Genomic DNA, 21636 nt, shown 5'->3' on the forward strand with positions numbered 1-21636 from the left:
CGGCGCTCGCCAGGGCCGCGTCGTCGGCGGCGCCCGCGGCCACGGCGTCGGCGTGCTCGGTCGCCGCGGCCTCACCCAGGTCGCCCGCCCGCGCCGCGAGCGCCGCGAGCGCCGCGAGCGCCGCGGGACCGGTGTCCCGGTCGGGGTCATCGAGCTCGTCGGGCACCCCGGTGCCCGCGGCCTCGGCGACCCGGTGCGCCACGCGCACCGCCTCCTCGCTCCGCTGGTCGGCGAGACGCCGGGTCACGCGGCGCCGCTCGGCCAGCCACTGCTCGACGCGGGCGTAGCGGTCGGTGCGGAACAGCTGCTGGAGCACCCGCTGGCGGTCGTCGGAGCGGGCGTGGAGGAAGGTCTCGAACTCGCCCTGGGGGAGCATGACGACCTGGCAGAACTGGGTGCAGGTCATGCCGAGCAGGCCGCCGACCAGGTCACCGGCCTCGTCGAGGCGCGAGGTGAGGAGCGTCCACCCGTCGCCGTCCCGGCGCTGGACCGTCACCGAGGACTGCTGGGTGGTGGTGCCGGTGCCGCGCTTCTTGGGGCGCTCCCAGGCCGGCGAGCGGCGGAAGCGGTAGCGCCGGGCGCCGAGGCTGACCTCCAGCTCGACCTCCGGCGCCGCTCCGGGCTCGGCGAGGTCGGAGCGCAGCGCCCGGGCCTCGTTGCGTCGCCCGGGGACGGCGCCGTACAGGGCGAAGCAGATCGCGTCGAGGATGCTGGACTTGCCGGCGCCGGTGTCGCCGGCCAGGAGGAACAGCCCGTCGGCGCCCAGCGCGTCGCCGTCGACCTCGACGGTGCCGGCGAACGGCCCGAAGGCCGTGACCCGGAGGCGGTGCACCCTCATGCCGACTCCCCGAGGTCGCCCGCCGCGTCGTCGCCGGTGGTCACGGAGCCGCCGTCGGCGGTCGTGTCGTCGCCGCAGGCGTCGCAGGCGGTGGCGAGGAGCGCGGCCTCGGCGGCGCTGGCGGCGCTGCCGCGCACGGCGGTCACGAAGTCGAGGGTCACGTCGTGCGCGGACCGGCCGGCCGGCACCGGGCCGCGCGGCGCGCCGGTCGCGGTGACGGGGGAGTCGAAGGCGAGCACGAGGGCGTGGGGGAAGCGGCGGCGCAGCCGCTGCATCGCGCCGGCGGGTCGCGGGCCGGCGTCGGTGAGGGTGACCTCGACCCACGCGTCCTCGTGGCCCGCGAGGGCGGGGTCGAGGAGCAGGTCGGCCAGCTCGCCGCGCAGGCGGGCCAGCGGCCGGGGCACGGGGGCGGGCACGAAGACCGTGCCCGTCACGCCGGTGGGGCCCAGGTCCACGAGCCAGGAGCCCTTCGTCTGGGCGCTCTCGGAGAACGAGTAGGCCAGCGGGGAGCCGGAGTAGCGCATCCGCTCGTCGAGCACGTGAGGGCCGTGGAGGTGGCCCAGCGCGACGTAGTCGACGCCGTCGAAGACGGTCGTGGGCACCCGCGAGACCCCGCCGACGGCGATGTCGCGCTCGGACTCGCTCGGCTGCCCACCCGCGACGAAGGCGTGCGCCAGCACGACGGACCGGGCCCCCGGCCTCGTGGCCAGGTCGGCGCGGACCCGGCCCATCGCCGCCCCCAGCGCCGCCTCGTGGGAGCGCACCGACAGGCCCCACGGCTCGCGCACCGCGTCGGGGTCGAGGTAGGGCAGCGCGTGGACGACCACGTCGCCGTGGGCGTCGGGCACCACGACGGCGCGCCCGACGTCGGTGGGCAGCGTGCGCAGGTGCACCCCGGCGGCGTCGATGAGGCGGGACGAGAAGCCGAGGCGCCGCGCGGAGTCGTGGTTGCCGGAGCTGACGACGACGCGGGCGCGGGACGCCGCGAGCCGGGCCAGGGCCTCGTCGGCCAGCTCGACGGCGTCGACGGGGGGCAGCGCGCGGTCGTAGACGTCGCCCGCGACCACCACCAGGTCGACCTGCTCCGCCTCGACCACCTCGAGCAGGTGGTCGACGTACGCCGCCTGGTGCCCGAGCAGCCCCTCCCGGTGGAAGGAGCGGCCCAGGTGCCAGTCGGAGGTGTGGAGGAGACGCACACCATCAACCTAGGAGCGGGCACCGACACCGGGGCGCAGCCCACGCCGGAGGGGCCCGTGGGGCGGGTCTCAGGCGTAGCGCACGCAGCGCCGGCCGGACACCCAGCCGTACAGCGCGAGCCCGGACTCGGCGGCCAGACGGACCGACAGGCTGGACGGAACGCCCACCGCGGCGAGGGCGCCGGTGCCGGTCGCGACGGCCTTCTGGACGAGCTCGAAGCCGGCGCGTCCGCTGACCACCAGGCAGGCGTCGGAGACGGGCGCCCCGGCGAGCAGGCGTGCGCCGGTGACCTTGTCGACCGCGTTGTGGCGGCCCACGTCCTCGCGGGCGACGAGGAGCTCGCCGGAGGCGGTGAACAGCCCGGCGGCGTGGACCCCGCCGGTGCGCTCGAAGACGGCCTGGGCGGGCCGCAGCCGCTCGGGCAGGGCGCGGACGAGGTCCGCGTGGACGGCGGGGCCGGCCCAACGCTCGCCGCGCGCGAGGTCGAGCACGTCGGAGACGCTGTCCTTGCCGCAGACCCCGCACGCCGACGAGCCGCTGCTGGACCCCACGTGGCGGTGGCCCGGGTCGCGTCGCGGCGGACGCTCGAGGGTGACGGTCACGACGTTGAACTCCTCCTCGTCGGAGAGGTCCTCGTCGGTGCAGTACGCGACGGTCCGCAGGTCGCCGGGCCCGACCAGGCCCTCGTGGAGCAGGTAGCCGGCCGCGAGCTCGAAGTCGTGGCCCGGGGTCCGCATGGTCACCCACACCCGCGAGGCGGGGGAGCCGGGCCACGCGAGCCGGATCTCGAGCGGCTCCTCGGTGGCGACGCGGTCCTCGCGCCGCCGCTCGCCGTCGTCGGTGGTCTCGGTGACCCGGACCCGGACGGTCGGGCCCGGGCGGCGCGAGCGGGCGCTCACGGGGTCACCGGCGGGGCCGGATCGGTGGACGGGGTGGACGGGGTGGACGGGAAGGCCTCGCGCAGCGCCAGGGCGCGGGCGAGGTCGTCGGCGGCGTCGAGGAGCGGGCGGCGCAGGCCCGCGTCGAGGTCGGCCGAGGCCGCCAGCTCCCGGACGCCGACCAGCGTGGTGCGGCTCAGCGAGGTGACCGGGAAGAAGGCGCCGGCGGCGAGCGCCAGCATCCAGCCGCTGCGCAGCGAGGCCGTCGCCGGTGCCTCGCGCAGGTAGCGGGCGGCGTACGGCTCGGTGAGCTCGACCTGGTCGTGCTGCCACATCCCGTGGCCGGCGGCCTCGAGCTCGTAGCTCGACGAGGCGGTGCCGCCGGTGAACAGCGACCAGGCCCAGGCCTTCGCCTCGGGCTCGGGCAGGGACGCCCGGGCGCGCGCGTGCTCGGTCGTGGTCTGCGCGGTGCGGTGGGCGGCGAGCTCGGCGTCGAGCTCGGCGAGGTCGGTCCCCCCCAGCACGGCGAGGCGCCGCAGGACCCGCCAGCGGAGGTCGGTGTCGGTGGTGAGGCCGTCGGCGACCGGGACGCCGGTCAGCCAGGAGCGCAGGAGGTCGACGTCCCCGGCCGCGGCGACGCCCGACTGGGCGGCGGCGAGCTGCAGCGACGAGCCCGGGTCGGCGGCCCGGGCGCGCTCGAGGGCGACCTCGTGCACCACCTGCGCCGCGGCCTCCGGGTCGGCGGCGTGGGGGACGACCGCCCGCAGGGCCCACGGCAGGACGCGGGCGAGCGCGTCCTCGTCGCCCTCGGTGGGCACGCTCGCGGCGACCACGTCGAGCACGAGCGCAGGGTCGACCGCGGCCTCGTGCACCGCGCTGCGCAGCTGGTTCCACAGCGACGCGCGCAGGCGTCGTGGCGCGGCGGGCAGCACCTGGGGCAGGGCCGCGAGGGTCACCGGGTCGGGCAGGACCAGCGCCCACGTCTCCTCGGCCGGGTCCAGGACGACCGGCGCCCCGGCGGGGGCGGCGTACGGCGTGGTCTCGCCCTCGACGACGAGGCGCTCGGTGCGCCAGTCGGGGCCGGTGGCCACGGCGAGGGCGTGGCTGCGGCGTGCCGCCTGCGGGTCGTGGGGGGTGCAGCGCACCGCGCCCGCGTCGCGGTCGAGCCGCAGGGTGTCGGGTCCGGCGGTGCGCAGCCAGCCCTCGACGAAGCCGGACAGGTCGCCCGCGCCGGCGCGCTCCCAGGAGCCGACCAGGTCGGCGAGCGTCGCGTTGCCGAACCGGTGGCGCTCCATGTGGTCGGTGACGCCGCGCCAGAAGACGGTGTCGTCGCGGCCGGCGAGCTGGCGCAGCACCGCCGCGCCCTTGGCGTAAGAGATGCCGTCGAAGTCGGCCAGCGCGGCGGCCGCGTCGGGGGCGGCGACGCCCGGCACCCCGGCGACCGGGTGGGTCGTGGGGCGCCGGTCGGCCACCAGGCCCCACTGGCGGCGCACGTAGGACTCGTTGGTCCACGCGTCCGCGTACGTCGTGGCGTCGGCGGCGACCCGGGTCCCGGCGTACTCGGCGAAGGACTCGTTGAGCCACAGGTCGTCCCACCAGCGCGGCGTCACGAGGTTGCCGAACCACTGGTGGGCCATCTCGTGGGCGATGGTCGTCGCACGGCCGATGCGGGCGTCGCGCGTGACCCTGCTGGTGAAGACCATCGGGTCGCGGAACAGCACGCAGCCGGCGTTCTCCATGGCCCCGGCGTTGAACTCCGGGACGAAGGCCTGGTGGTACTGCCCGAACGGGTAGCGGATCCCGAACAGGCGGTGCAGCTCGTCGAAGCTCTGCCGGGTCAGCGTGAACAGCTCGTCGGCCTCGCGGTCGAGGTCGGCGGCGAGGCTGCGGCGCGCCGAGAGCCCCAGCCCGATGCCGTCGTGCTCGGCGCGCAGCACGTGCCACGGACCGGCGGCGAGGGTCACGAGGTAGGTCGAGAGGGGCTCGGTGGGCGCCAGGCGCCAGCGGCCCTCGCCGAGCGCGGTGGCGGCGCCGTTGCCGAGGACGGTCCAGTCGACGGGGGCGAGCACCTCGACCTCGACCCGCGCCTTGAGGTCGGGCTGGTCGAAGCAGGCCCACGCCGTGGGCGCGGCGTCCATGAAGCACATCAGGTACACGTACGCCGCGGCGTCGGCCGGGTCGACGGCCCGGTGCAGGCCCTCCCCGTCGTGGCGGTAGGCCATCGTCGCGGCGAGCCGCAGCTCGTGCTCGCCCTCGGCGAGGTCGAGCGGGAGCCGGCCGTCGACGACCGTGCCCGGGTCGAGAGCCGCGCCGTCCAGGGTCGCCGCGGCCACTTCGACCGCGCGGACGTCGAGGAACGTGCGCCCGGTGCCCGAGCGGAAGCGGACCGAGGTCGTCGCACCGAAGACCTCGTCGCCGCGGGTGAGGTCCCACTGCAGCCGGTACGTCTCGACGCGCAGGAGGTCGGCCCGTGCGGCGGCCTCCTCCCGGGTCAGGCTGCGGTGGGTGCCGGTCACGAGCCGTCCTCCTCGTCGGGTCGCGCCGACGCCGGGGCGGTCGGACGCGGGGCGTGGGTGCCGGTGTCCTCGGCGCTGCGCGGGCGGGAGAGGTGGAAGACCTCCGGCGGCCACCCCCACTCGTCGCTCCCCAGCCGGGACAGCGGCCGCAGGGCGGCCATCGACGGGTGGCCGTCGACGAGCGCCGACGCGTGGACCGACACCAGGCGGACGTCGCCGAGCACCAGCACCGAGTCGCCCAGCTCGTGCAGGGAGTGCAGCGTGCACTCGAGCGCGACCGGCGACCGGGCCACCCGCGGCACCGACACGGTCGTGCTCGGCACCAGGGTCAGGCCGGTGGCGCCCGCCTCGTCGACCTCGGGGTCGAACGGCGCGGAGGTGTCGTTGACGGCGCGCACCAGGTCCGCGGTGGCGAGGTTGACGACGAACTCGCCGGTCGCCCGGACGTTGCGCAGGGTGTCCTTGTGTCCGACGGACGTGAAGCTGACGATCGGCGGCTTCGCGCACGCCACGCTGTAGAACGAGTGGGGCGCGAGGTTGCCGGCGCCGTCGGCGCCGACGGTGCCCACCCACGCGATGGGGCGTGGCACCACCGTCGCGGTCAGCAGCCGGTAGGGGTCGACCTCCGGGTCGTCGCAGCGGAAGTCGACGCGCGCGGGCTCCGCGCCCCCGGCACCGACCCCGGCACCCACGTCAGTCAACGACGACCGACTCGATCGTCGCGTCGCCCACCGGCGGACCGTCCGGGGCGCCGCCCTGCGCGCCGGCCTCCGCGATCTCGTCGACCGGACCGAGGTCGTCGGGGGCGATCGAGCCGAAGACGGTGTAGGCCGGGGCCAGCGAGGCGGAGGAGTCCTCGTAGACGATGAAGAACTGCGAGCCGTTGGTGTCCGGACCCGCGTTGGCCATCGCCAGCGTGCCGCGGCCGTACTGCTCCGCGCCGGTGACCTCGTCGGCGAAGGAGTAGCCCGGGCCCCCCGATCCGGTGGCGGTCGGGTCGCCGCACTGCAGGACGAAGATGCCCTCGGTGGTGACGCGGTGGCACTCGGTGTCGTCGTAGTAGCCCTGCTCGGCGAGCGAGACGAACGAGTTCACCGTGCACGGCGCACCCTCGGCGTCAAGGGTGATCGGCACCTCGCTCCCGCCGAGCGTGATCGTCGCGGCCACCTGGCCCGACACCGTCGGCTCGCTCGGGGGCGGGTCGTTGGGCTTGGCGGGCTCGGTGCCGTCGGCGACGTACTCGCAGGCCCCGGCGTCGGCGCCCGCGGGGTCGCCGGAATCCTCCTCCGCCGGAGCCGAGGAGGAGGTCTCCGCGGACGGGCTCGACCCGGCGGACGCGCCCTCGTCGGAACCGGAGTCCGACTCGGAGCCGCAGGCGGCGAGGGACAGGGCCAGGAGGGCGCCCGAGACGGCGGCCACGGTGCGGGGGAGACGAGACATGCCAGCGAGCCTAGGAGGTCCCGCCTACATCTCCTCGTGCACCTCCGGGTCGCCGCCGAACAGGCGCCCGTCGGGTCGGGCGAGGCCGCTGATGGCGGCCACCTCGTCGTCGGTGAGCGTGAACCCGAAGACGTCCAGGTTCTCGACCTGGCGGCTCGGCGTGGCCGACTTGGGGATCGGCACGGCCCCGAGCTGGACCTGCCAGCGCAGGATCACCTGCCCGGGGGTCACGCCGTGGGTCCGCGCCGCGTCCGCGACCGGCGCCTCGCCGTACGGGGCCTGGCGCTTGCCCAGGGGGCTCCACGACTCGGTGCGGATGCCGCGGCGCTCGTGCTCGGCGCGCATCTGCTCCTGGGGGAAGTAGGGGTGCAGCTCGACCTGGTTGACCGCCGGGACCACCCCGGTCTCCTCGACGACGCGGTCGAGGTGGGCGGGGGTGAAGTTGGAGACCCCGATCGAGCGGACGAGACCCTCCGCCTGCAGGTCGACCAGCGCGCGCCACGCCTCGGCGAAGAGCCCGACGGACGGGTTGGGCCAGTGGATGAGCTGCAGGTCGAGGTAGTCGGTCCGCAGCGTCTCCAGCGAGCCCCGGACCGACGCGACGGCCTCGTCGTAGGCGTGGTGGCGCCCGGGGATCTTGCTGGTGAGGAACACCTCCTCGCGCGGCAGCCCGCTGCGGCGCACGGCCTCGCCGACGTCGCCCTCGTTGCCGTAGTTCACCGCGGTGTCCAGCAGCCGGTAACCGGCCTCGAGCGCCGCGACCATCGCGGTCACCCCCTCCTCGCCGTCGAGCTGGTAGCAACCGAGGCCCAGCGCGGGGATCTCGTGGCCGTCGTTGAGCGTGTACGTGGGCGCGGGTGTGGTCATGTCCAGAAGACTACGAACGTGGACACCGACCCCTGGGCCGAGGTGTGGACGTCGATCACGTCCACGCAGCCCGCGCTGGAGCCGACCTGGGTGCTCGGCGCCGCCGTCGTCGCCCTCGCGCTCGTGGCCCTCCCGGCCCTGTGGTCGCGCTCGCGCCACCTGGTCACGATCGCCCACGAGGGCGCCCACGGCGTGGCCGCGCTCGCCACCGGTCGCCGCCTGGCCGGGATCCGGCTCCACTCCGACACCTCCGGGCTCACGCTGTCGCGCGGCCGGCCCACCGGCCCCGGGATGGTGCTCACGGCCGCCGCGGGCTACCCGGGGCCCGCCCTCGTCGGTCTCGCCGCGGCCTGGGGCACCGCGGCGGGCCGGCCCGTCGCGGTGCTGTGGACGGTGCTGCTCCTGCTGGCGCTCCTGCTGCTGCAGATCCGCAACTTCTTCGGGCTCTGGGCGGTGCTGGTCGCCGGGGCCGGGGTGTTCGCGGTGTCGTGGTGGGGCAGCGGGGAGCTCCAGTCGTTCGTCGCCCACGCGGGGGCCATGTTCCTGCTGCTGGCCGCGCCGCGCACGGTCCTCGAGCTCGCCCGCAGCCGCCGGGCGGGTCGCGGCCGGACCTCCGACGCCGATGTGCTGGCCCGGCTGACCCCGCTTCCGGCCCTCGCCTGGGTCGGCGTCTTCGCGCTCGTGAGCCTGGGCGCGCTGCTCCTCGGCGCGAGCGCGCTGCTGGCCGGTTCCCGCTGAACCACCGGTGTGCCAGGGTCGGGGGGTGGCTCAGGTCACGCCGCGTGACTCCGGTGGTCCGAGACCGGCGCGGCAGCAGCCGAGGTGAGGGAGAACGACATGTCAGGCAACCGGATCGTCGTCTACAAGGGCCCGGGGGAGGTCGCCGTCGAGACGGTGGACTACCCCAAGCTGGAGATCCCGAAGGAGGTCGCGCAGGGGATGGGCATCAAGCAGGCCGCCCCCCACGCCGTGATCCTCAAGCTCGTCACCACCAACATCTGCGGCTCCGACCAGCACATGGTCCGCGGCCGCACCACCGCCCCCGTCGGGCAGACCCTCGGGCACGAGATCACCGGCGAGGTCGTCGAGGTCGGCGACGACGTGCTGTTCGTCAAGCCCGGTGACATCTGCTCGGTGCCGTTCAACATCGCCTGCGGCCGCTGCCGGATGTGCAACGAGGGCAAGACCGGCATCTGCCTCAACGTGAACCCGGCGCGCGCCGGTGCGGCGTACGGCTACGTCGACATGGGCGGCTGGCTCGGGGGCCAGGCGGAGTACGTGATGATCCCGTTCGCGGACTTCAACCTGCTGAAGTTCCCCGACCGGGACCAGGCGCTGGAGAAGATCCTCGACCTCACGATGCTCTCCGACATCTTCCCGACGGGCTACCACGGTGCCTACACCGCGGGCGTGACCACCGGATCCACCGTGTACGTCGCGGGCGCGGGGCCGGTGGGCCTGGCCGCGGCGCACGCCGCGCAGCTGCTCGGGGCGTCCGTGGTGATCGTCGGCGACATGCAGGCCGACCGGCTCGCGCAGGCGCGGAGCTTCGGCTGCGAGACCGTCGACCTGTCCAGCGGGAACTCGCTGGTCGACATGGTCGAGCAGATCCTCGGCGAGCCGGAGGTCGACGCCGCGGTCGACGCCGTCGGCTTCGAGGCCCGCGGTCACGGCGAGGGTGCGGCCGAGGCCCCGGCGACGGTGCTCAACGACATCATGTCGCTGGCTCGAGCCGGCGCCTCGCTGGGCATCCCGGGCCTGTACGTCACCGGCGACCCCGGCGCCGTCGACGACGCCGCCAAGGAGGGCCAGATCGGGGTCAAGCTCGGTCTGGGCTGGGCGAAGTCGCACTCGTTCGTCACCGGCCAGTGCCCGGTCAAGCAGTACAACCGCCAGCTGATGAACATGATCCTGGCCGACAAGGCGCACGTGGCGAAGGCCGTCAACGCGAAGACCATCGGTCTCGACGACGCTCCGCGCGGCTACCAGGAGTTCGACGCCGGCGCAGCCACGAAGTACGTCATCGACCCCCACGGCATGGTCGCCTGACTCCTCCCGGCACGACCCGCACGACCCGCACCGTCACGCGCCCCGACCGCCGGCTCCGCCGGCGGCCGGGGCGCGTGCGTCGCGGCGCAGCCGCGCCATCGCGAGGGCCCCGACGACCGGGCCGGGCGCCAGCAGCCAGAAGGCGTACTGCCAGCCGACGACCCCGGCGAGAACCGGCACGAGCTGGATCGTCACGACGGTGAGCGCGAAGCCCGCGGCCGTCTGCACGGTCAGGGCCGTGCCGACGTAGCGCTGGTCGGCCACCTCCGACATGGCGGTCGAGAACACCCCGGAGTCGGCGATCACCGACGCCCCCCACGTGGCCAGGAACAGCGCGAGCAGCCACGCCGGCGCGGCGTACGCCAGCGGGGAGAGCAGGCAGCACGCTCCCGACACCGCCAGCGCCGTCACCGCTGCGGCCGGACGCCCCCAGCGGTCCGCGGCCCGTCCGCCGAGCACCGCGCCGGCGACCCCCGCGACCCCGACCACCGCGAAGGTCGCGAGGCTGATGGTCCCGGCGGGCTCACCGCGACCGGCGGCACTGGCGGCCAGGTAGGCCGGGATCCACGTCCAGAGCGCGTAGAGCTCCCACATGTGCCCGAAGTAGCCGAGGTTGACCAGCCGCGGTCCGCGCTCGGTGAACCCCTGCAGGGCCTGGCCCGGGCGGGGCCGGGCGGAGGGGGCCAGGTCCGGACCGGGCCGCACGGCGACCACCGCGACCAGTGCGGCGGTCCCGGCCAGCGTCGCCGCGGCGAGCATCACGGCCCGCCACGGCAGGGCGCCGTCCTCCGGCGTCAGCCCGGCGATCAGGTGGGGCAGGGCGGAGCCGAGCGTGAGAGCGCCGATCAGCACCCCGAACGCCCGGCCGCGATCGGCCGGGGCCGCCCAGGACGCCGTGAGCTTCATCCCGACCGGGTAGATCCCGGCCAGGAAGAATCCGGTCAGCGTGCGCAGCGGGACGGCGGAGCCCAGACCCTGCGAGAGGACCGCGAGCAGCACCGTGGTCGTGGCCGCGCCCAGCGCGCAGACGGCGAGCAACCGCTGGGGCGCGAACCGGTCGGAGAGCCCGGCCGCGGCCGAGACCACGGCCCCGGCCGCGAAGCCGACCTGCACCGAGGCGGTCAGCCAGACCGCGGACGCCGCCGTGAGGTCCCACTCGGCCCGCAGGCTGGGCGCGATCGCGGTCGCGGAGAACCAGACGGCGAGGCCCAGCACCTGCACCAGCGCGACGAGGCGTCGCTGGGTCCGGGCGTCGAGCTCCACCGGGTGACCGTAGCGCCGGGGGGACGGGGCCGGGACGGGGCCGGACGCGACCGTGGGCCGGACCGCGAGGCGGTCCGACCCACGGGCGGCGGTCAGCGGGTGGCCTCAGCGCAGGCGGACCCGCAGGTTGCGCGTGCCGCTGACCACGTGGGACTGCGGCTCGGTCGTCCGGGTGCGGACGAAGGACAGGCGCGCGCCGCGCTCGAACCCGAGGAAGAAGAAGTCGTCCCCGCCGTACGCGCGGTCGACCTTGTCGGGCGTGCCGAGCTGGACCCTCAGCTGGTCGTGCCGCAGCTGCGAGTCGAGGGACGTGCGGACCTCGTCGACGGTCGAGCCGGACAGCATGCTCCAGCCACCGTCACCGCCCTGCACCGAGAGCACGAGCGGTCCGCGGGCCCGCTTCGGCACCGCGACCGGGGCCAGGGGGATGACCCTCCGGCCGGCCGTGCCGTCGAGGACGAGGCGCAGGGCGACGTTGCCGCCGGCGCGGGCGACGGCGGGAGCCTTGCGGGTCACCGTGCGCCACCGCCCGTCGCGCCGCTGCTGCACGGCGTCGAGGGTGTGGGTGCGCTGGTCGTCGTCCACGTCGGCGTCGGTCGTGAACGAGTCGATGCTGACGCCCTCGATGTCGCGGAGGCTGTAGGCGGTCTCCGCCAGCGAGATCGCGGTCTCGAACGCGAGGTCGCGGCCGCTCCAGCGGTCGGTGTAGGACAGCTCGAACGGCTCGTCGCCCTCGCTGCCGGTGACGGTCCACGTCAGCAGCTCGGAGCCGCGGGCCGGTCCGTCGACCACGCGGTCCTGGTTGACCAGCGTCTGGTAGAGCGCGATGTCGGGCAGGAAGTCCTCGACGAAGACGTCGGTGCCGCCGGTGCGGGAGCTCCCGTCGTAGGTGACGGTCGAGGTCACGTCGGTGGCCCTCGGCACCGGGCCGAACGCGCCGGCGATGCCGGTGGTGCGGTCGTCGGTGATGGTGCCGACGGGCGGGGCCACGTTGGCGACCTTGAACGGCGCGCCCACGGACTCGGGCTGCACGAAGAGGGCGCTCGCCGGGTGCAGGCCCATCGTGGTGGTCCCGAGGAAGGCCATCGGGTGGCCGAAGCCCACCACGCGGCCCTCGCAGACCGAGGTGGCGGTGCCGACCCCGGCGAAGGAGACGTCGCCGTAGGCCGCCGACGCGGCGAGGTTGCCGCCCGCCACGATCGTGTCCGCGTCGGCCGCGGCGGCGCTCGCGGTCCCGCCGCCGGCGGCGGCACGCTGGAGGAACTCCGGTCCGTCGGCCTGGACGCGGGCGAGGCGGCCGGCGGCGACGCCGCTGACGCTCAACGGGAGGGGCAGCGGCGTGAAGCCGCGGGAGGCCTGCGCGGGGGTGATGTCGGCGCGGTCGGCGACCTCGCGGGCGTCGTCACCGCGCAGGGCGATGCGCTCGGCGGGGGCCTCCGCGGCCAGCAGGTCGTCCATCTCGGCGTACGGCGTGATCCCGGCGATGGGCGACGCGCCGAAGGACAGCCCGTAGGCGACGGCCCCGATCAGCCTGCCGTCGGCGGCGTAGACCGGCGAGCCGGACATGCCCTGCCAGATCCCGCCGGTGCGGGCGAACTCGGGCATCTCGAGCTCGGCCATGATCATGTCGACGTCGGGGGCGATGCCGTCCTCCAGGACCCCGAGCACCTCGCCGGTGAAGCCCACGGGCGTGGTGCCCCGGGTGACGGTCAGGCCGGTGACGGACTCGCCGTCGGTCACCTCGGAGACGGGGACGCTCGACGCGCAGTCCTCGGCGGGTGCGGCGGTGGCGGGGGATCCGAGGCCCCCTGCGACGGCCTGCCCGGACAGCCCCAGGGCGGCGACGGCGATCAGCGACGCGGCTCTGCGTCGACGGTGGTGGACGGTCATGACGAGGTACCCCCGATCTCGGTCGGGACGCACTCCGCACCCCGACGGGAGGCCGAGCGTAGGGGGCCCCGGGCCCGGGACCTAGGCCCCTGAGCGACACGCCGTGCGCGGTCTAGACCAGCGGGAGCGGACGCCGCACTCAGGACCCGAGGACGCGGCGGACGACGGGCTCGAAGGCGTCGGCGATGCCGGTGTAGCCGTCGTCGTTGGGGTGGAAGAAGTCGGCGGCGAGCTTGCCCGACCACGAGTCGGGGCCGGCGGTGCGCATGTCGACGACGCGCACCCGCCCGGCGTCGCGGGCGGCCTCCACGAGCCGGTTGACCTCCTGCGCGGCGCGCGCGGGCTGGGGGAGGGTTGTCACGACGGAGCCGTCGGGCAGCTCGTCGAGCAGTCGCGCGAAGGTGCCCGCCAGCGCCGTCCGGACCTGGGCCCCGGCGAACAGGTCGTTGGAGCCGACCATCACGGTGACGAGGTCGCGCGCCGGGTCGCGCCGCGGGGCACGGGCGTCGAGGCGCGCCAGCACGCCGAGCTGCTGGGTGAGCACGTCGGCGGCGCGGGCGCCGGTAGCCGACAGGTTGAGGATCGGCGGGCACGCCGTGCCGAGCCGCGACGCGAGCTGGCCCACCCACCCGGCGTCGACGGAGCTCGCCCCGACCGACTGCGACATCGAGTCGCCCAGCACGACCCAGCGCGGCCCGGTCGCGGCGAGGGTGACGAGGTTGCGGGCGTGCCAGGTGTCGGCGTACTCCTCGGCCCGGGCGCGGACCCGCCGGACGCCGGGGAGCACCAGGCCCAGCGCGGTGGTCACCCGCCCGACGGGCCGGCCGGTGCGGTTGTCGTAGTCGAGCGTCACCGGCCGGGGCCGCCGCTCGTGGCGTCCGTGACGCCGCTGAGGACCTCGCGGAGCAGGTGCAGGCAGGTCACGACCGTGCGACGCCGCACGTGGTCGCGGCCCCCGTGGATCCTCAGGCGCCGGGGCACGTCGCCGTCGGGCCCGGAGACGCAGACGTGGACCAGGCCCACCGGCTTCTCCTCGGTGCCGCCGCCGGGCCCGGCCACCCCGGTGACGCCGACGCCGTACGTCGTGCCGAGCCGTTCGCGGACGCCACGCGCGAGCGCGACGGCGACCTCCTCGCTGACCGCTCCGACCCGCTCGATCGTCTCGGCCGGCACCCCGACCTGGGCGGTCTTGACCTGGTTCGCGTAGGCGACCACGCCGCCGGTGAGGTACGCCGAGGAGCCGGGGAGGTCGGCGAGCCGGCCCGCGAGCAGCCCCGCGGTGCAGGACTCCGCGGTCGCCACCGTGGCGCCGGCGTCGAGGAGCAGGGCCGCGACGACCTCGTCGACCGTGCGGCCGTCGGGGGCGAAGACCGCGCCGCCGAAGCGGTCGGTCAGGGCTGCGGTGAGCGCGTCGGCCGCGGGCTGGGCGGCGGGGTCGTGGCGGGTGACCACCTCGAGCTCGCCGTCGCGCAGGCAGGTGGTGACCTCGAGGTCGTCGAGGGCGCCGGGGCGCTCGGTCTCGAGCTGGCGCAGCATCCCGGCCAGCTCCGCCTCCGGCGGGCCCCACAGGCGCACCGTCGACTGGCGCAGCTCGGTGGCCCCGGCCAGGGCCCGGGCGACGAGCGGGTGGCGCGCGGCGTCGGCCCACATCGGCTGCAGCTCGCGCGGGGGACCGGGCAGCACGACCACCGGGGGGCCGTCGGCGTCCCCGGGGACCACCAGGCCCGGGGCGGTGCCGACGGGCTCCAGCCAGGCGGCGCCCTCCGGCACGAGGGCCTGCTTGCGGATCCCGGCCGCCATGTCGTCGCCGGTGCCGTCCCAGCCGCGCTGGGCGGACAGGGTCTCGACGAGGGTGCGCACGCGGTCGTGGAGCTCCTCGTCGAGCCGGAGCCCTCGACCGCGCAGGTCCGCGACGACCTGCGTGGTCAGGTCGTCGGCGGTCGGACCGAGGCCTCCGCTGGTGATCACCAGGTCGCAGTCGGCCAGGGAGCGGATGGCGGCGACGAGGTCGTCGGGGCGGTCGCCGACGACGACGATCCGGCCCACGTCGACCCCGGCGGTCCGCAGCTCCTCGGCGAGCCAGGGGCCGTTGGCGTCGCTGACACGACCGGTGAGCACCTCGGTGCCGGTGACGACGATGCCTGCGCGGGGAGCCATGCCTCCGAGCCTAGGGAGCCGCCTCCAGCGCCGTGGCGCCCCGGCTCAGGCGGTGGCGAACGTCAGGCAGTCGGCGACGCCGCCCGAGGGCCCGATGGCGACGCTGTCGGCGCCGCACTCGAGGGCGGTGTTGTGGACGCACTCGCTGCGGTGGCAGGCGCCGACCTGGGCCCGGGTGTCGATCCCGGCCTCACCCGCGACGTCCACGTAGGTGCCGCAGCCCTGCGTGACGGTGATGGCCCCGGCGTGGCAGTCGGAGTCGTGGTTGTAGGAGCACCCGGTGGTGCCGCAGGTGCTGACGATCGGCAGGCTCGTGGTGGTCATGGTGCGAGGGTGCACCCGCCCGGGGGAGGCGTCCAGCCTGGTGAGCCTTCCCTCACCGGTCCCGGCACCGGCCCCGGAACCGGCACCGGCCCCGGCGCGGGCCGGCTCCCCGGTCGGGTCAGCCGCCGACCGGGCGCAGCGTGAGCACCTGCGCCACGGTCCCGAAGGGCCCGTCGGCGCCGTGCAGGACGGTGGAGGTGAGTCCGACGCCGCCGGCGCCGAAGGTCACGGTGGTGTCGAAGCCGACCCACTCCCGGGCCGCGGGCGTCGGGCCGAACAGGTGGGCGGTCAGGTCGAGGTTGGGGTAGGCGAGCGTGCCCGGCGGCTCGCGGGTGGCGAGGCCGTTGGCGACGTCGACGAGGCCCAGGGTGGCCGCCACCGGTCCGGTCGCCCGGTCGGCGACGAGGTCGTGGTGGCTGCGGACCCAGCACTGGGCCCGGCCCTGGGTCAGCAGGCGTCGGCGGATCTCGACCGACCGGATGAACCCGCCGGGCCAGGTGCCGGTGCCGTCGAACGGCTCGGTCTCCGCGAGGCCGGGGAGCGGGGGCAGCGCGCCGCCGGCCCAGGCGGCGGTGTCGGCGGGACGCGTCAGCCAGGCGCGCAGCACCACCACGTCCCGACCGGCGTGCGCGAGGCTCGCCTCGACCAGCTCGATGGTCCGGCCGGGGCGCAGCACGCGCACGGCGACGGTGACCTCGGCCATCGGCACGGTGCCGAGGATGTCGAAGGAGCACCGTCCCAGCACGAGCCCGTCGTCGCGCCGGGCGTCGCGGTCGGCCTCGACGGCGCGGACCAGGAGGCCCAGGGCGGGCGCGATGTGCTGCTCGCTGACCTCCCACGCGCCGCCGACGTGCTCGGTGGGGGTGAAGGCGTCGGGGCCGGTCGCCGTGAAGTACGCCATCGGTCGCGGCCCTCAGCCGTCACCGCGGGCGTGCCCCGCGGCGTACGCGTCGATCTCGGCCAGGATCGCGGTCGCGACCTCGGGCGCGGCGAACGACTGCCGCACCGCGGCGCGGGCCAGGTCGGCGACCCCGGCGGCGTCGAGGTCGAGCAGGTCTGCGGCGACCTCGTACTCGCGGTTCAGCGTGGTCGCGAACATCGGCGGGTCGTCGGAGTTGACCGAGACCGCCACGCCGGCGCCCACGAGCGTCGGCAGCGGGTGGTCGGCCAGCGACGCGACGGCACCGGTGCGCAGGTTGGAGGTGGGGGAGACCTCGAGCGGGATGCCGCGCTCGACGAGGAGCGCCATCAGCCCGGCGTCCTGCGCGGCGGCGATGCCGTGCCCGATCCGCTCCGCCCCGAGGTGGTCGATCGCGTCGCGCACGGTCTGCGGTCCGGTGGTCTCGCCGGCGTGCGGCACGCTGTGCAGGCCGGCGGCGCGGGCCGCGTCGAAGTAGGGCGCGAACTGGGGTCGCGGCACCCCGACCTCCGGCCCGCCGAGACCGAACCCCACGAGGCCGTCGGGCCGCTGGGCGAGGGCGATCTCGAGGGTGCCCTCGGCGGCCGGGAGGCCCGCCTCACCGGGGATGTCGAAGATCCAGCGCAGCTCCGTCCCGGTGTCGCGTGCCACCCGTGCGCGGGCCTCCTCGATGGCCTCGCAGAACGCCGCGGCCGGGATCCCGGCGCGCACCGACGTCCAGGGGGTCACGGTCAGCTCGGCGTACCGCACCTGCTGTGCGGCCATCGCGACGCCGATGTCGTAGGTGAGGGTGACGACGTCCTCGGGGTCGCGGACCAGGTCCACCACCGACAGGTAGACCTCGATGAAGTGCCCGAAGTCGGTGAACGTGAAGTAGTCGGCGAGCAGCGCGGGGTCGGCGGGCACGGCCGTGGAGCCTGCGTGTCGTGCGGCCAGCTCCGCGACGGTCGCGGGGCTGGCGGACCCCACGTGGTGCACGTGCAGCTCGACCTTGGGCAGCCCGGCGACGAACGCCGCGAGCGAGGAGGCGTCAGGCATCCGCCCAGGATGTCAGCCCGCCGGGTCGCTCCGGGCCGGGGTCCCGGGCCAGCGGCGGGCTAGACCGGTCCTACGGCCCGGCCCCGAGTGCCACTACCGTCCGGCCATGTCCGCGATCACCGTGCGCCGCCTGCCCGAGGGCGTGAAGCAGCGACTGCGGATGCGGGCCGCGGCCAACGGCCGGTCCATGGAGGCCGAGGCCCGCGCCATCCTCATGGACGCCCTGCACGCCGAGCGCCGGGTGGACCTGGACTGGGTGGACGGCCTGATGGCCGTCGGCGTCGAGCTCGGGGGAGTGGACCTCCCGGACCTGCCCGACGACCCGGCGGGAGCGGCCCGCCTCGGCCCTCGGTGATCGTCCTCGACACCGACGTCGTCGCCGAGCTGCTGCGCGGGCCGCGCGCGGACCCGGCGGTGGTGCGCTGGGTGCGGACCCTCGAGGAGTCGCCGGTGACCACCGTCGTCAACCGCGCCGAGCTCCTCGCCGGGGTCGCGCTCCTGGGCGACGACGAGCGCACCCGCACCCTCGCGGCGGCCGTCACGGACCTCCTGGCCGACCTGTCGGTCTGCTTGCCGTTCACCACCGAGGCCGCCTCCTGCTACGGGGAGCTGGTGGCGACCGCGGTCGCCGCCGGGCGGCGGCTGCCGACCCGCGTTGCGATGGTCGCCTGCGTGGCGCGGGTGCACGACGCGGGGGTCGCCACCCACGACCCCTCGGCGTACGACGGACTGGGCCTGCGGGTGCTCGACCCTCGCCACGTCTGAGCGTGGCGTCGGCGAGGCCGCCGTCCCGTCGCGGGCCCCGGTCGGGACGTGGCTCACCCGACGGCCGCGGCCAGGCGGGAGACCCGCAGCAGCTCCACGGCGAGGTCGCCGCAGCACCGGACGGTGGGCGAGCTGCGGGCGGACCCGTGGTCGGCGACGGTGAAGAGGGCGGTCGCCGCACCCCGGGCGCGGCGCCCGCCTCCCGGCTCGAGCGCGAGCACCTGCGCGAGCTGGCGGTCGCCGGCGTCGAGGAGCGCGGCGACGTCGAGGGCCTCGGACGGCGGTAGCGCGCGCGGGCCGTGCGGGTCCGCGACCCGGCGGGCGAGGTCGTCGAGGAGCGCGTCCACGTGGCCGACCGCGGCCACGAAGCGCAGCTCCTCCTGCACCTGCGGTGCCGGCACCCACGCCCGTGAGCGCAGCGTGAGCTCCGCCTCGGTCCGCAGCGCCCGGCGGGCGGGACCCGTCTCGAGCACCTCGCCCGCCGCGTCGGCGTCGCCGTCGAGGACGGCCCGCAGGCACCGCTGCAGCGCGGAGCGGGTGGAGCGGACGAGGGCGTCGACGTCGGCGTACCTGAGCACCCGTCCAGCCTGCGGCCGGACCCGGGACGCGGAGCCGCGTCCCGACGGGACGCTGACGTCGGCGGCCGGTCCCCTGACGGGTCCCTGACACTCCGCCCTCCGCCCTCCGCCCTCCGCCCTCCGCCCTCCGTCCTCCGTCCAGGCCGGCGAGGAGCGCCCTGCCACCATGGCGGCATGAGTCCGTGGTCCCGCCGTCTGCTGACGGCCGGCGGCGTCGCGGTGGTCCTCGGGGTCGTGGCGGTGGTCGCGATCAACGTGGTCGTCGTGCAGCGCACCCAGGCGGCCGTCGTGGGGGAGCCGGGCGAGCTGGTCCGCGCCCAGGTCGCGATCGTCCCGGGCTCGCTGGTCCGCGAGGACGGCTCGCTCGGGGACGTCGTGGCCGAGCGGGTCGCGGCGGCGGTCGCGCTGCACGAGGCCGGCGTCGTCGACGCGCTGCTCGTCTCCGGCGACAACGGCACCGCCGGCTACGACGAGCCGGGCGCCATGCGCGACGCGGCGCTGGCGGCCGGGGTGCCGCCGCAGGACGTGTTCACCGACTACGCCGGGTTCAGCACCTGGCACACGATGCGTCGTGCCGCCGACGTGTTCGGCGTGCGGAGCGCCGTCGTGGTCACCCAGGACACCTACGCGCCACGCGCCGTCGACCTCGGCCGCGCGGCGGGCATCGACACCCAGGCGTACGACGCCGGCCCCGCCGGTCGCGGCGCCCGCGAGGTGCTGGCCCGCGTGCGCGGGTTCGTCGAGGCGGCCGTGACCCCCGAGGTGACCGGGGGCGAGCCGATCGCCATCACCGGCGACGGCCGCGAGTCCTGGGCCGACTGAGCCCGGACCGGAGCCCGGCGCACCGCGTGCTCAGCGCGCCACGATCCCGGCCCGGCGCAGCGCGGCCACCTGGGCGTCGCGGAACCCTCGGCTGACCGGGGCCGTGGCGAACACGACGTCGAAGCCGTGGAACGCGCCCGGCACCTCGGTCACCTCGCAGTCGACACCGGCCTCCCGCAGACGTCGCGCGTAGGTGAGGTCCTCGGCGTGGAACAGGTCGAGGTCGCCGACGCCGATCCAGGCGGGCGGGAGACCGCTCAGGTCCTCGCGTCGTGCGGGAGCGGCGTACGGGGAGACGTCCGGGCTTCCCGGCTGGGTCCCGAGGTAGGTGGACCAGCCCAGTCGGTTGCTGCCGGCGCTCCAGATCCGGGTCCGGCGGTCGTCGACGCGGCGGGCGGCCGTGCGGTCGTCGAGCATGGGATAGGTGAGCAGCTGGAACGCCACGGGCACCTCGCCCCGGTCGTGCGCGAGGAGGGCGAGCGCGGCGGCCAGGCCGCCGCCGGCGCTGCTGCCGCCGATCGCCAGGCGCGCCGTGTCGACCCCGAGCTCGTCGGCCCGGTCGCGCAGGGCCACGAGCCCGGCGTACGCGTCGTCGGTGGAGGCGGGGTGCGGCGCGTCGGCGCCGAGACGGTAGCGCAGGGCAGCCACCCCGATGCCCAGCTGCTCGACGAAGGTGATGTTCTGCGCGTCGTCCTGCTCGGGCCTGCCCCCGAGGTGCCCGCCGCCGTGCAACCACAGCAGGGTCGGGACGGGCCCGTCGACGCCCGCCGGGCGCAGGTGGCGGGCCGTGACGGTGGGGGACAGGCGCACCTCCCGCACGGTCACGGTGGCCGGCGGCGTCGCGGTCCGGCTCGGGAGTCGGCGCACGAGTCGCGCCAGCGCCGGGGTGAGCGAGAACCGGGGGATCAGTCGAGCTCGCGCGAGGTCGGGGTGGAACGGCGTGGCCACGGTGCCTCCGATCGGGCCGGCGACGGCAGGCTGCCCGACGCGGTGACCGCGATCATGGCGCACCCGCCGGCACCCCGGGGACCGCGGAGCGGCGCCGTCGCTCGAGGGCACGCTCGCGCACGAGGAGGAAGAGCGGGATCGCGAACGCGGCGGCGACGACGCCGCACAGCACGAGGTAGACCCAGGGCCGCCGGATCCCCAGCCGCCGGGACTCGACCAGCACCAGCACCACGCACGCCGTGGCCAGGACCGCGAGGTCGATCGCCACGGACCGGGCGGCCGGCGTAGCCGTCGCGTCCGTGAGGAACCCGAGGGCGCTGCCGCGGTGGGCGAGGTTGTTGGTCACGGTGCCGACCGCCCCGACGGCCGCGAGGACGCCGTAGGTGGTCTGTCGAACGACGGACCAGGCGGTGGGCGACATCGCGGACCAGGCTAGCCCCGGGGGAGCGTCCGCCCCGACTGGTCAGCGGCGTCGGATCGCGGCGACCGTCTGGCAGGCGTCTGGCAGGGTGGCCGACCATGGATCGACACCGTGTCCTGGTCACCGGGGCCAGCGGGTCGGGGACCACGACCCTGGGCCGATCCCTGGCCGACCGGCTCCGCGTGCCGCACGCCGACGTGGACGACTACTTCTGGCTCCCCACGAGCCCCGCCTTCTCCCGCAAGCGCGATGCCGCCGACCGGGTGCGGCTCATGGCGGAGGTCTTCCTGGGTCGGGATTCCTGGGTGCTGTCCGGGTCGGTGATGGGGTGGGGCGACTCCCTGGTCCCGTCGTTCGACCTCGCCGTCCTGCTGGTCCTGCCGCCCCACACGCGTCTGGACAGGCTCCGGGCCCGCGAGGCCGTGCGCTACGGCCCCGAGATCGAGGTCGGCGGCGCTCGGCACGCGGCGCACGAGGAGTTCATGGCCTGGGCCGCCAGTTATGACAATCCCGACTTCGACGGGCGCACCCTCCGACGGCACCGACAGTGGCTCCGGACGCTGCCGTGCCCCGTCCTGGAGCTCGACGGCGACCGCACGACGGCGTCGCTGGTCGAGGACGTGGTCAGGCACGCGACCGAGGACGCCGAGCGGTGACCACGTCCCGGACCCGTCACTGGTGGCCGGTCGTGGAGACGTGCCTGGAGGAGTGGCCTCAGCGTAGTTA

23 protein-coding genes are annotated in these 21636 nt (G+C 76.0%); 6 read left to right on the forward strand and 17 right to left on the reverse strand.

The annotated features are described in order from the left end of the window. The 7 genes from ABD158_RS03430 to ABD158_RS03460 form a co-directional block, all read right to left on the reverse strand. Positions 1 to 838: AAA family ATPase (locus ABD158_RS03430; protein WP_344003731.1), on the reverse strand; the 838-nt coding region annotated here is incomplete at its 3' end. Then, the gene (locus ABD158_RS03435; protein WP_344003736.1) at positions 835 to 2034 is read right to left on the reverse strand and encodes an exonuclease SbcCD subunit D; all 1200 of its coding nucleotides are present in this window, start codon (positions 2032 to 2034) and stop codon (positions 835 to 837) included. The genes ABD158_RS03435 and ABD158_RS03430, both read right to left, overlap by 4 nt. 69 nt (positions 2035 to 2103) lie before the next feature. Further along, complete coding sequence (locus ABD158_RS03440; protein ID WP_344003739.1) at positions 2104 to 2934, reverse strand: formate dehydrogenase accessory sulfurtransferase FdhD; 831 nt, start codon at positions 2932 to 2934, stop codon at positions 2104 to 2106. Next, the gene (gene pepN / locus ABD158_RS03445; RefSeq protein WP_344003741.1) at positions 2931 to 5429 is read right to left on the reverse strand and encodes an aminopeptidase N; all 2499 of its coding nucleotides are present in this window, start codon (positions 5427 to 5429) and stop codon (positions 2931 to 2933) included. The genes ABD158_RS03440 and pepN overlap by 4 nt, the downstream gene beginning before the upstream one ends. Continuing rightward, positions 5426 to 6121: a flavin reductase family protein gene (locus ABD158_RS03450; RefSeq protein ID WP_344003744.1), complete on the reverse strand. Its 696-nt coding sequence runs from the start codon at positions 6119 to 6121 to the stop codon at positions 5426 to 5428. Before ABD158_RS03450 ends, pepN begins: the two co-directional genes overlap by 4 nt. 1 nt (position 6122) lies before the next feature. After that, positions 6123 to 6869, reverse strand: coding sequence for a peptidylprolyl isomerase (locus ABD158_RS03455; RefSeq protein WP_344003746.1), 747 nt, complete (start codon positions 6867 to 6869; stop codon positions 6123 to 6125). A gap of 24 nt (positions 6870 to 6893) precedes the next feature. After that, the gene (locus ABD158_RS03460) at positions 6894 to 7736 is read right to left on the reverse strand and encodes an aldo/keto reductase (protein WP_344003749.1); all 843 of its coding nucleotides are present in this window, start codon (positions 7734 to 7736) and stop codon (positions 6894 to 6896) included. An 18-nt stretch (positions 7737 to 7754) separates the two neighbouring features. Here ABD158_RS03460 and ABD158_RS03465 point away from each other — a divergent pair, with 18 nt between their 5' ends. Beyond that, a complete protein-coding gene (locus ABD158_RS03465; RefSeq protein ID WP_344003751.1) occupies positions 7755 to 8474 on the forward strand; it encodes a M50 family metallopeptidase in 720 nt (239 codons plus the stop codon). Between the two features lie 99 nt (positions 8475 to 8573). After that, positions 8574 to 9785: a formaldehyde dehydrogenase, glutathione-independent gene (gene fdhA / locus ABD158_RS03470; RefSeq protein ID WP_344003754.1), complete on the forward strand. Its 1212-nt coding sequence runs from the start codon at positions 8574 to 8576 to the stop codon at positions 9783 to 9785. A gap of 33 nt (positions 9786 to 9818) precedes the next feature. On the opposite strand, the gene ABD158_RS03475 is transcribed toward fdhA, so the two are convergent. The 7 genes from ABD158_RS03475 to ABD158_RS03505 all read right to left on the reverse strand — a co-directional run bounded on the left by ABD158_RS03475 (position 9819) and on the right by ABD158_RS03505 (position 17376). Beyond that, positions 9819 to 11048, reverse strand: a complete 1230-nt coding sequence (locus tag ABD158_RS03475) for an MFS transporter (RefSeq protein WP_344003757.1) — start codon at positions 11046 to 11048, stop codon at positions 9819 to 9821. A gap of 105 nt (positions 11049 to 11153) precedes the next feature. Beyond that, complete coding sequence (locus ABD158_RS03480) at positions 11154 to 12938, reverse strand: SpoIVB peptidase S55 domain-containing protein (RefSeq protein ID WP_344003760.1); 1785 nt, start codon at positions 12936 to 12938, stop codon at positions 11154 to 11156. A 139-nt stretch (positions 12939 to 13077) separates the two neighbouring features. Further along, entirely contained in the window at positions 13078 to 13791 is a 714-nt protein-coding gene (locus ABD158_RS03485) for an SGNH/GDSL hydrolase family protein (RefSeq protein WP_344003763.1), read from the reverse strand. Next, positions 13788 to 15095 (reverse strand): competence/damage-inducible protein A, encoded by a 1308-nt coding sequence (locus ABD158_RS03490; RefSeq protein WP_344003766.1) that lies wholly within the window; start codon positions 15093 to 15095, stop codon positions 13788 to 13790. The genes ABD158_RS03485 and ABD158_RS03490 overlap by 4 nt, the downstream gene beginning before the upstream one ends. A 45-nt stretch (positions 15096 to 15140) precedes the next feature. Continuing rightward, positions 15141 to 15419, reverse strand: a complete 279-nt coding sequence (locus ABD158_RS03495; protein WP_344003769.1) for a DUF1540 domain-containing protein — start codon at positions 15417 to 15419, stop codon at positions 15141 to 15143. Between the two features lie 118 nt (positions 15420 to 15537). Next, positions 15538 to 16320, reverse strand: coding sequence for a thioesterase family protein (locus ABD158_RS03500; RefSeq protein WP_344003772.1), 783 nt, complete (start codon positions 16318 to 16320; stop codon positions 15538 to 15540). 12 nt (positions 16321 to 16332) lie between these two features. Further along, positions 16333 to 17376, reverse strand: coding sequence for an adenosine deaminase (locus ABD158_RS03505; protein WP_344003774.1), 1044 nt, complete (start codon positions 17374 to 17376; stop codon positions 16333 to 16335). Between the two features lie 106 nt (positions 17377 to 17482). On the opposite strand from ABD158_RS03505, the gene ABD158_RS03510 reads away from it, so the two are divergent. Then, positions 17483 to 17731, forward strand: coding sequence for a FitA-like ribbon-helix-helix domain-containing protein (locus ABD158_RS03510; protein WP_344003777.1), 249 nt, complete (start codon positions 17483 to 17485; stop codon positions 17729 to 17731). After that, positions 17728 to 18141 carry a PIN domain-containing protein gene (locus ABD158_RS03515; RefSeq protein ID WP_344003780.1) on the forward strand — a complete coding sequence of 138 codons (414 nt, stop codon included), beginning with the start codon at positions 17728 to 17730 and terminating at the stop codon, positions 18139 to 18141. The genes ABD158_RS03510 and ABD158_RS03515 overlap by 4 nt, the downstream gene beginning before the upstream one ends. Before the next feature lie 53 nt (positions 18142 to 18194). Here ABD158_RS03515 and ABD158_RS03520 read toward each other — a convergent pair whose 3' ends face one another. Further along, positions 18195 to 18719, reverse strand: a complete 525-nt coding sequence (locus ABD158_RS03520; RefSeq protein WP_344003783.1) for a hypothetical protein — start codon at positions 18717 to 18719, stop codon at positions 18195 to 18197. 174 nt (positions 18720 to 18893) lie between these two features. Here ABD158_RS03520 and ABD158_RS03525 point away from each other — a divergent pair, with 174 nt between their 5' ends. Next, positions 18894 to 19541 (forward strand): SanA/YdcF family protein, encoded by a 648-nt coding sequence (locus ABD158_RS03525; RefSeq protein WP_344003786.1) that lies wholly within the window; start codon positions 18894 to 18896, stop codon positions 19539 to 19541. A gap of 30 nt (positions 19542 to 19571) precedes the next feature. Here the strand turns inward: ABD158_RS03525 and ABD158_RS03530 are convergent, their stop codons facing one another. Together ABD158_RS03530 and ABD158_RS03535 are read right to left on the reverse strand one after the other, a co-directional pair. Next, positions 19572 to 20489, reverse strand: coding sequence for an alpha/beta hydrolase fold domain-containing protein (locus ABD158_RS03530; protein ID WP_344003789.1), 918 nt, complete (start codon positions 20487 to 20489; stop codon positions 19572 to 19574). A gap of 52 nt (positions 20490 to 20541) precedes the next feature. Continuing rightward, entirely contained in the window at positions 20542 to 20910 is a 369-nt protein-coding gene (locus ABD158_RS03535; RefSeq protein WP_344003792.1) for a DUF2834 domain-containing protein, read from the reverse strand. Positions 20911 to 21008: 98 nt separating this feature from the next. Here ABD158_RS03535 and ABD158_RS03540 point away from each other — a divergent pair, with 98 nt between their 5' ends. Beyond that, positions 21009 to 21566, forward strand: coding sequence for a P-loop NTPase family protein (locus ABD158_RS03540; protein ID WP_344003795.1), 558 nt, complete (start codon positions 21009 to 21011; stop codon positions 21564 to 21566). The last annotated feature ends 70 nt before the right edge of the window (positions 21567 to 21636 follow it).

The sequence above is a fragment of the Nocardioides lentus genome (assembly GCF_039529515.1).
GTDB lineage: Bacteria > Actinomycetota > Actinomycetes > Propionibacteriales > Nocardioidaceae > Nocardioides > Nocardioides lentus.

What these genes read in the sequence shown, in the direction of transcription:
- ABD158_RS03455 (WP_344003746.1), bottom strand. Translation starts at nt 6,869, where the DNA reads ATGTCTCGTCTCCCCCGCACCGTGGCCGCCGTCTCGGGCGCCCTCCTG.
- ABD158_RS03460 (WP_344003749.1), bottom strand. Translation starts at nt 7,736, where the DNA reads ATGACCACACCCGCGCCCACGTACACGCTCAACGACGGCCACGAGATC.
- fdhA (WP_344003754.1), top strand. Translation starts at nt 8,574, where the DNA reads ATGTCAGGCAACCGGATCGTCGTCTACAAGGGCCCGGGGGAGGTCGCC.
- ABD158_RS03480 (WP_344003760.1), bottom strand. Translation starts at nt 12,938, where the DNA reads ATGACCGTCCACCACCGTCGACGCAGAGCCGCGTCGCTGATCGCCGTC.
- ABD158_RS03490 (WP_344003766.1), bottom strand. Translation starts at nt 15,095, where the DNA reads ATGGCTCCCCGCGCAGGCATCGTCGTCACCGGCACCGAGGTGCTCACC.
- ABD158_RS03495 (WP_344003769.1), bottom strand. Translation starts at nt 15,419, where the DNA reads ATGACCACCACGAGCCTGCCGATCGTCAGCACCTGCGGCACCACCGGG.
- ABD158_RS03500 (WP_344003772.1), bottom strand. Translation starts at nt 16,320, where the DNA reads ATGGCGTACTTCACGGCGACCGGCCCCGACGCCTTCACCCCCACCGAG.
- ABD158_RS03505 (WP_344003774.1), bottom strand. Translation starts at nt 17,376, where the DNA reads ATGCCTGACGCCTCCTCGCTCGCGGCGTTCGTCGCCGGGCTGCCCAAG.
- ABD158_RS03510 (WP_344003777.1), top strand. Translation starts at nt 17,483, where the DNA reads ATGTCCGCGATCACCGTGCGCCGCCTGCCCGAGGGCGTGAAGCAGCGA.
- ABD158_RS03525 (WP_344003786.1), top strand. Translation starts at nt 18,894, where the DNA reads ATGAGTCCGTGGTCCCGCCGTCTGCTGACGGCCGGCGGCGTCGCGGTG.
- ABD158_RS03535 (WP_344003792.1), bottom strand. Translation starts at nt 20,910, where the DNA reads ATGTCGCCCACCGCCTGGTCCGTCGTTCGACAGACCACCTACGGCGTC.
- ABD158_RS03540 (WP_344003795.1), top strand. Translation starts at nt 21,009, where the DNA reads ATGGATCGACACCGTGTCCTGGTCACCGGGGCCAGCGGGTCGGGGACC.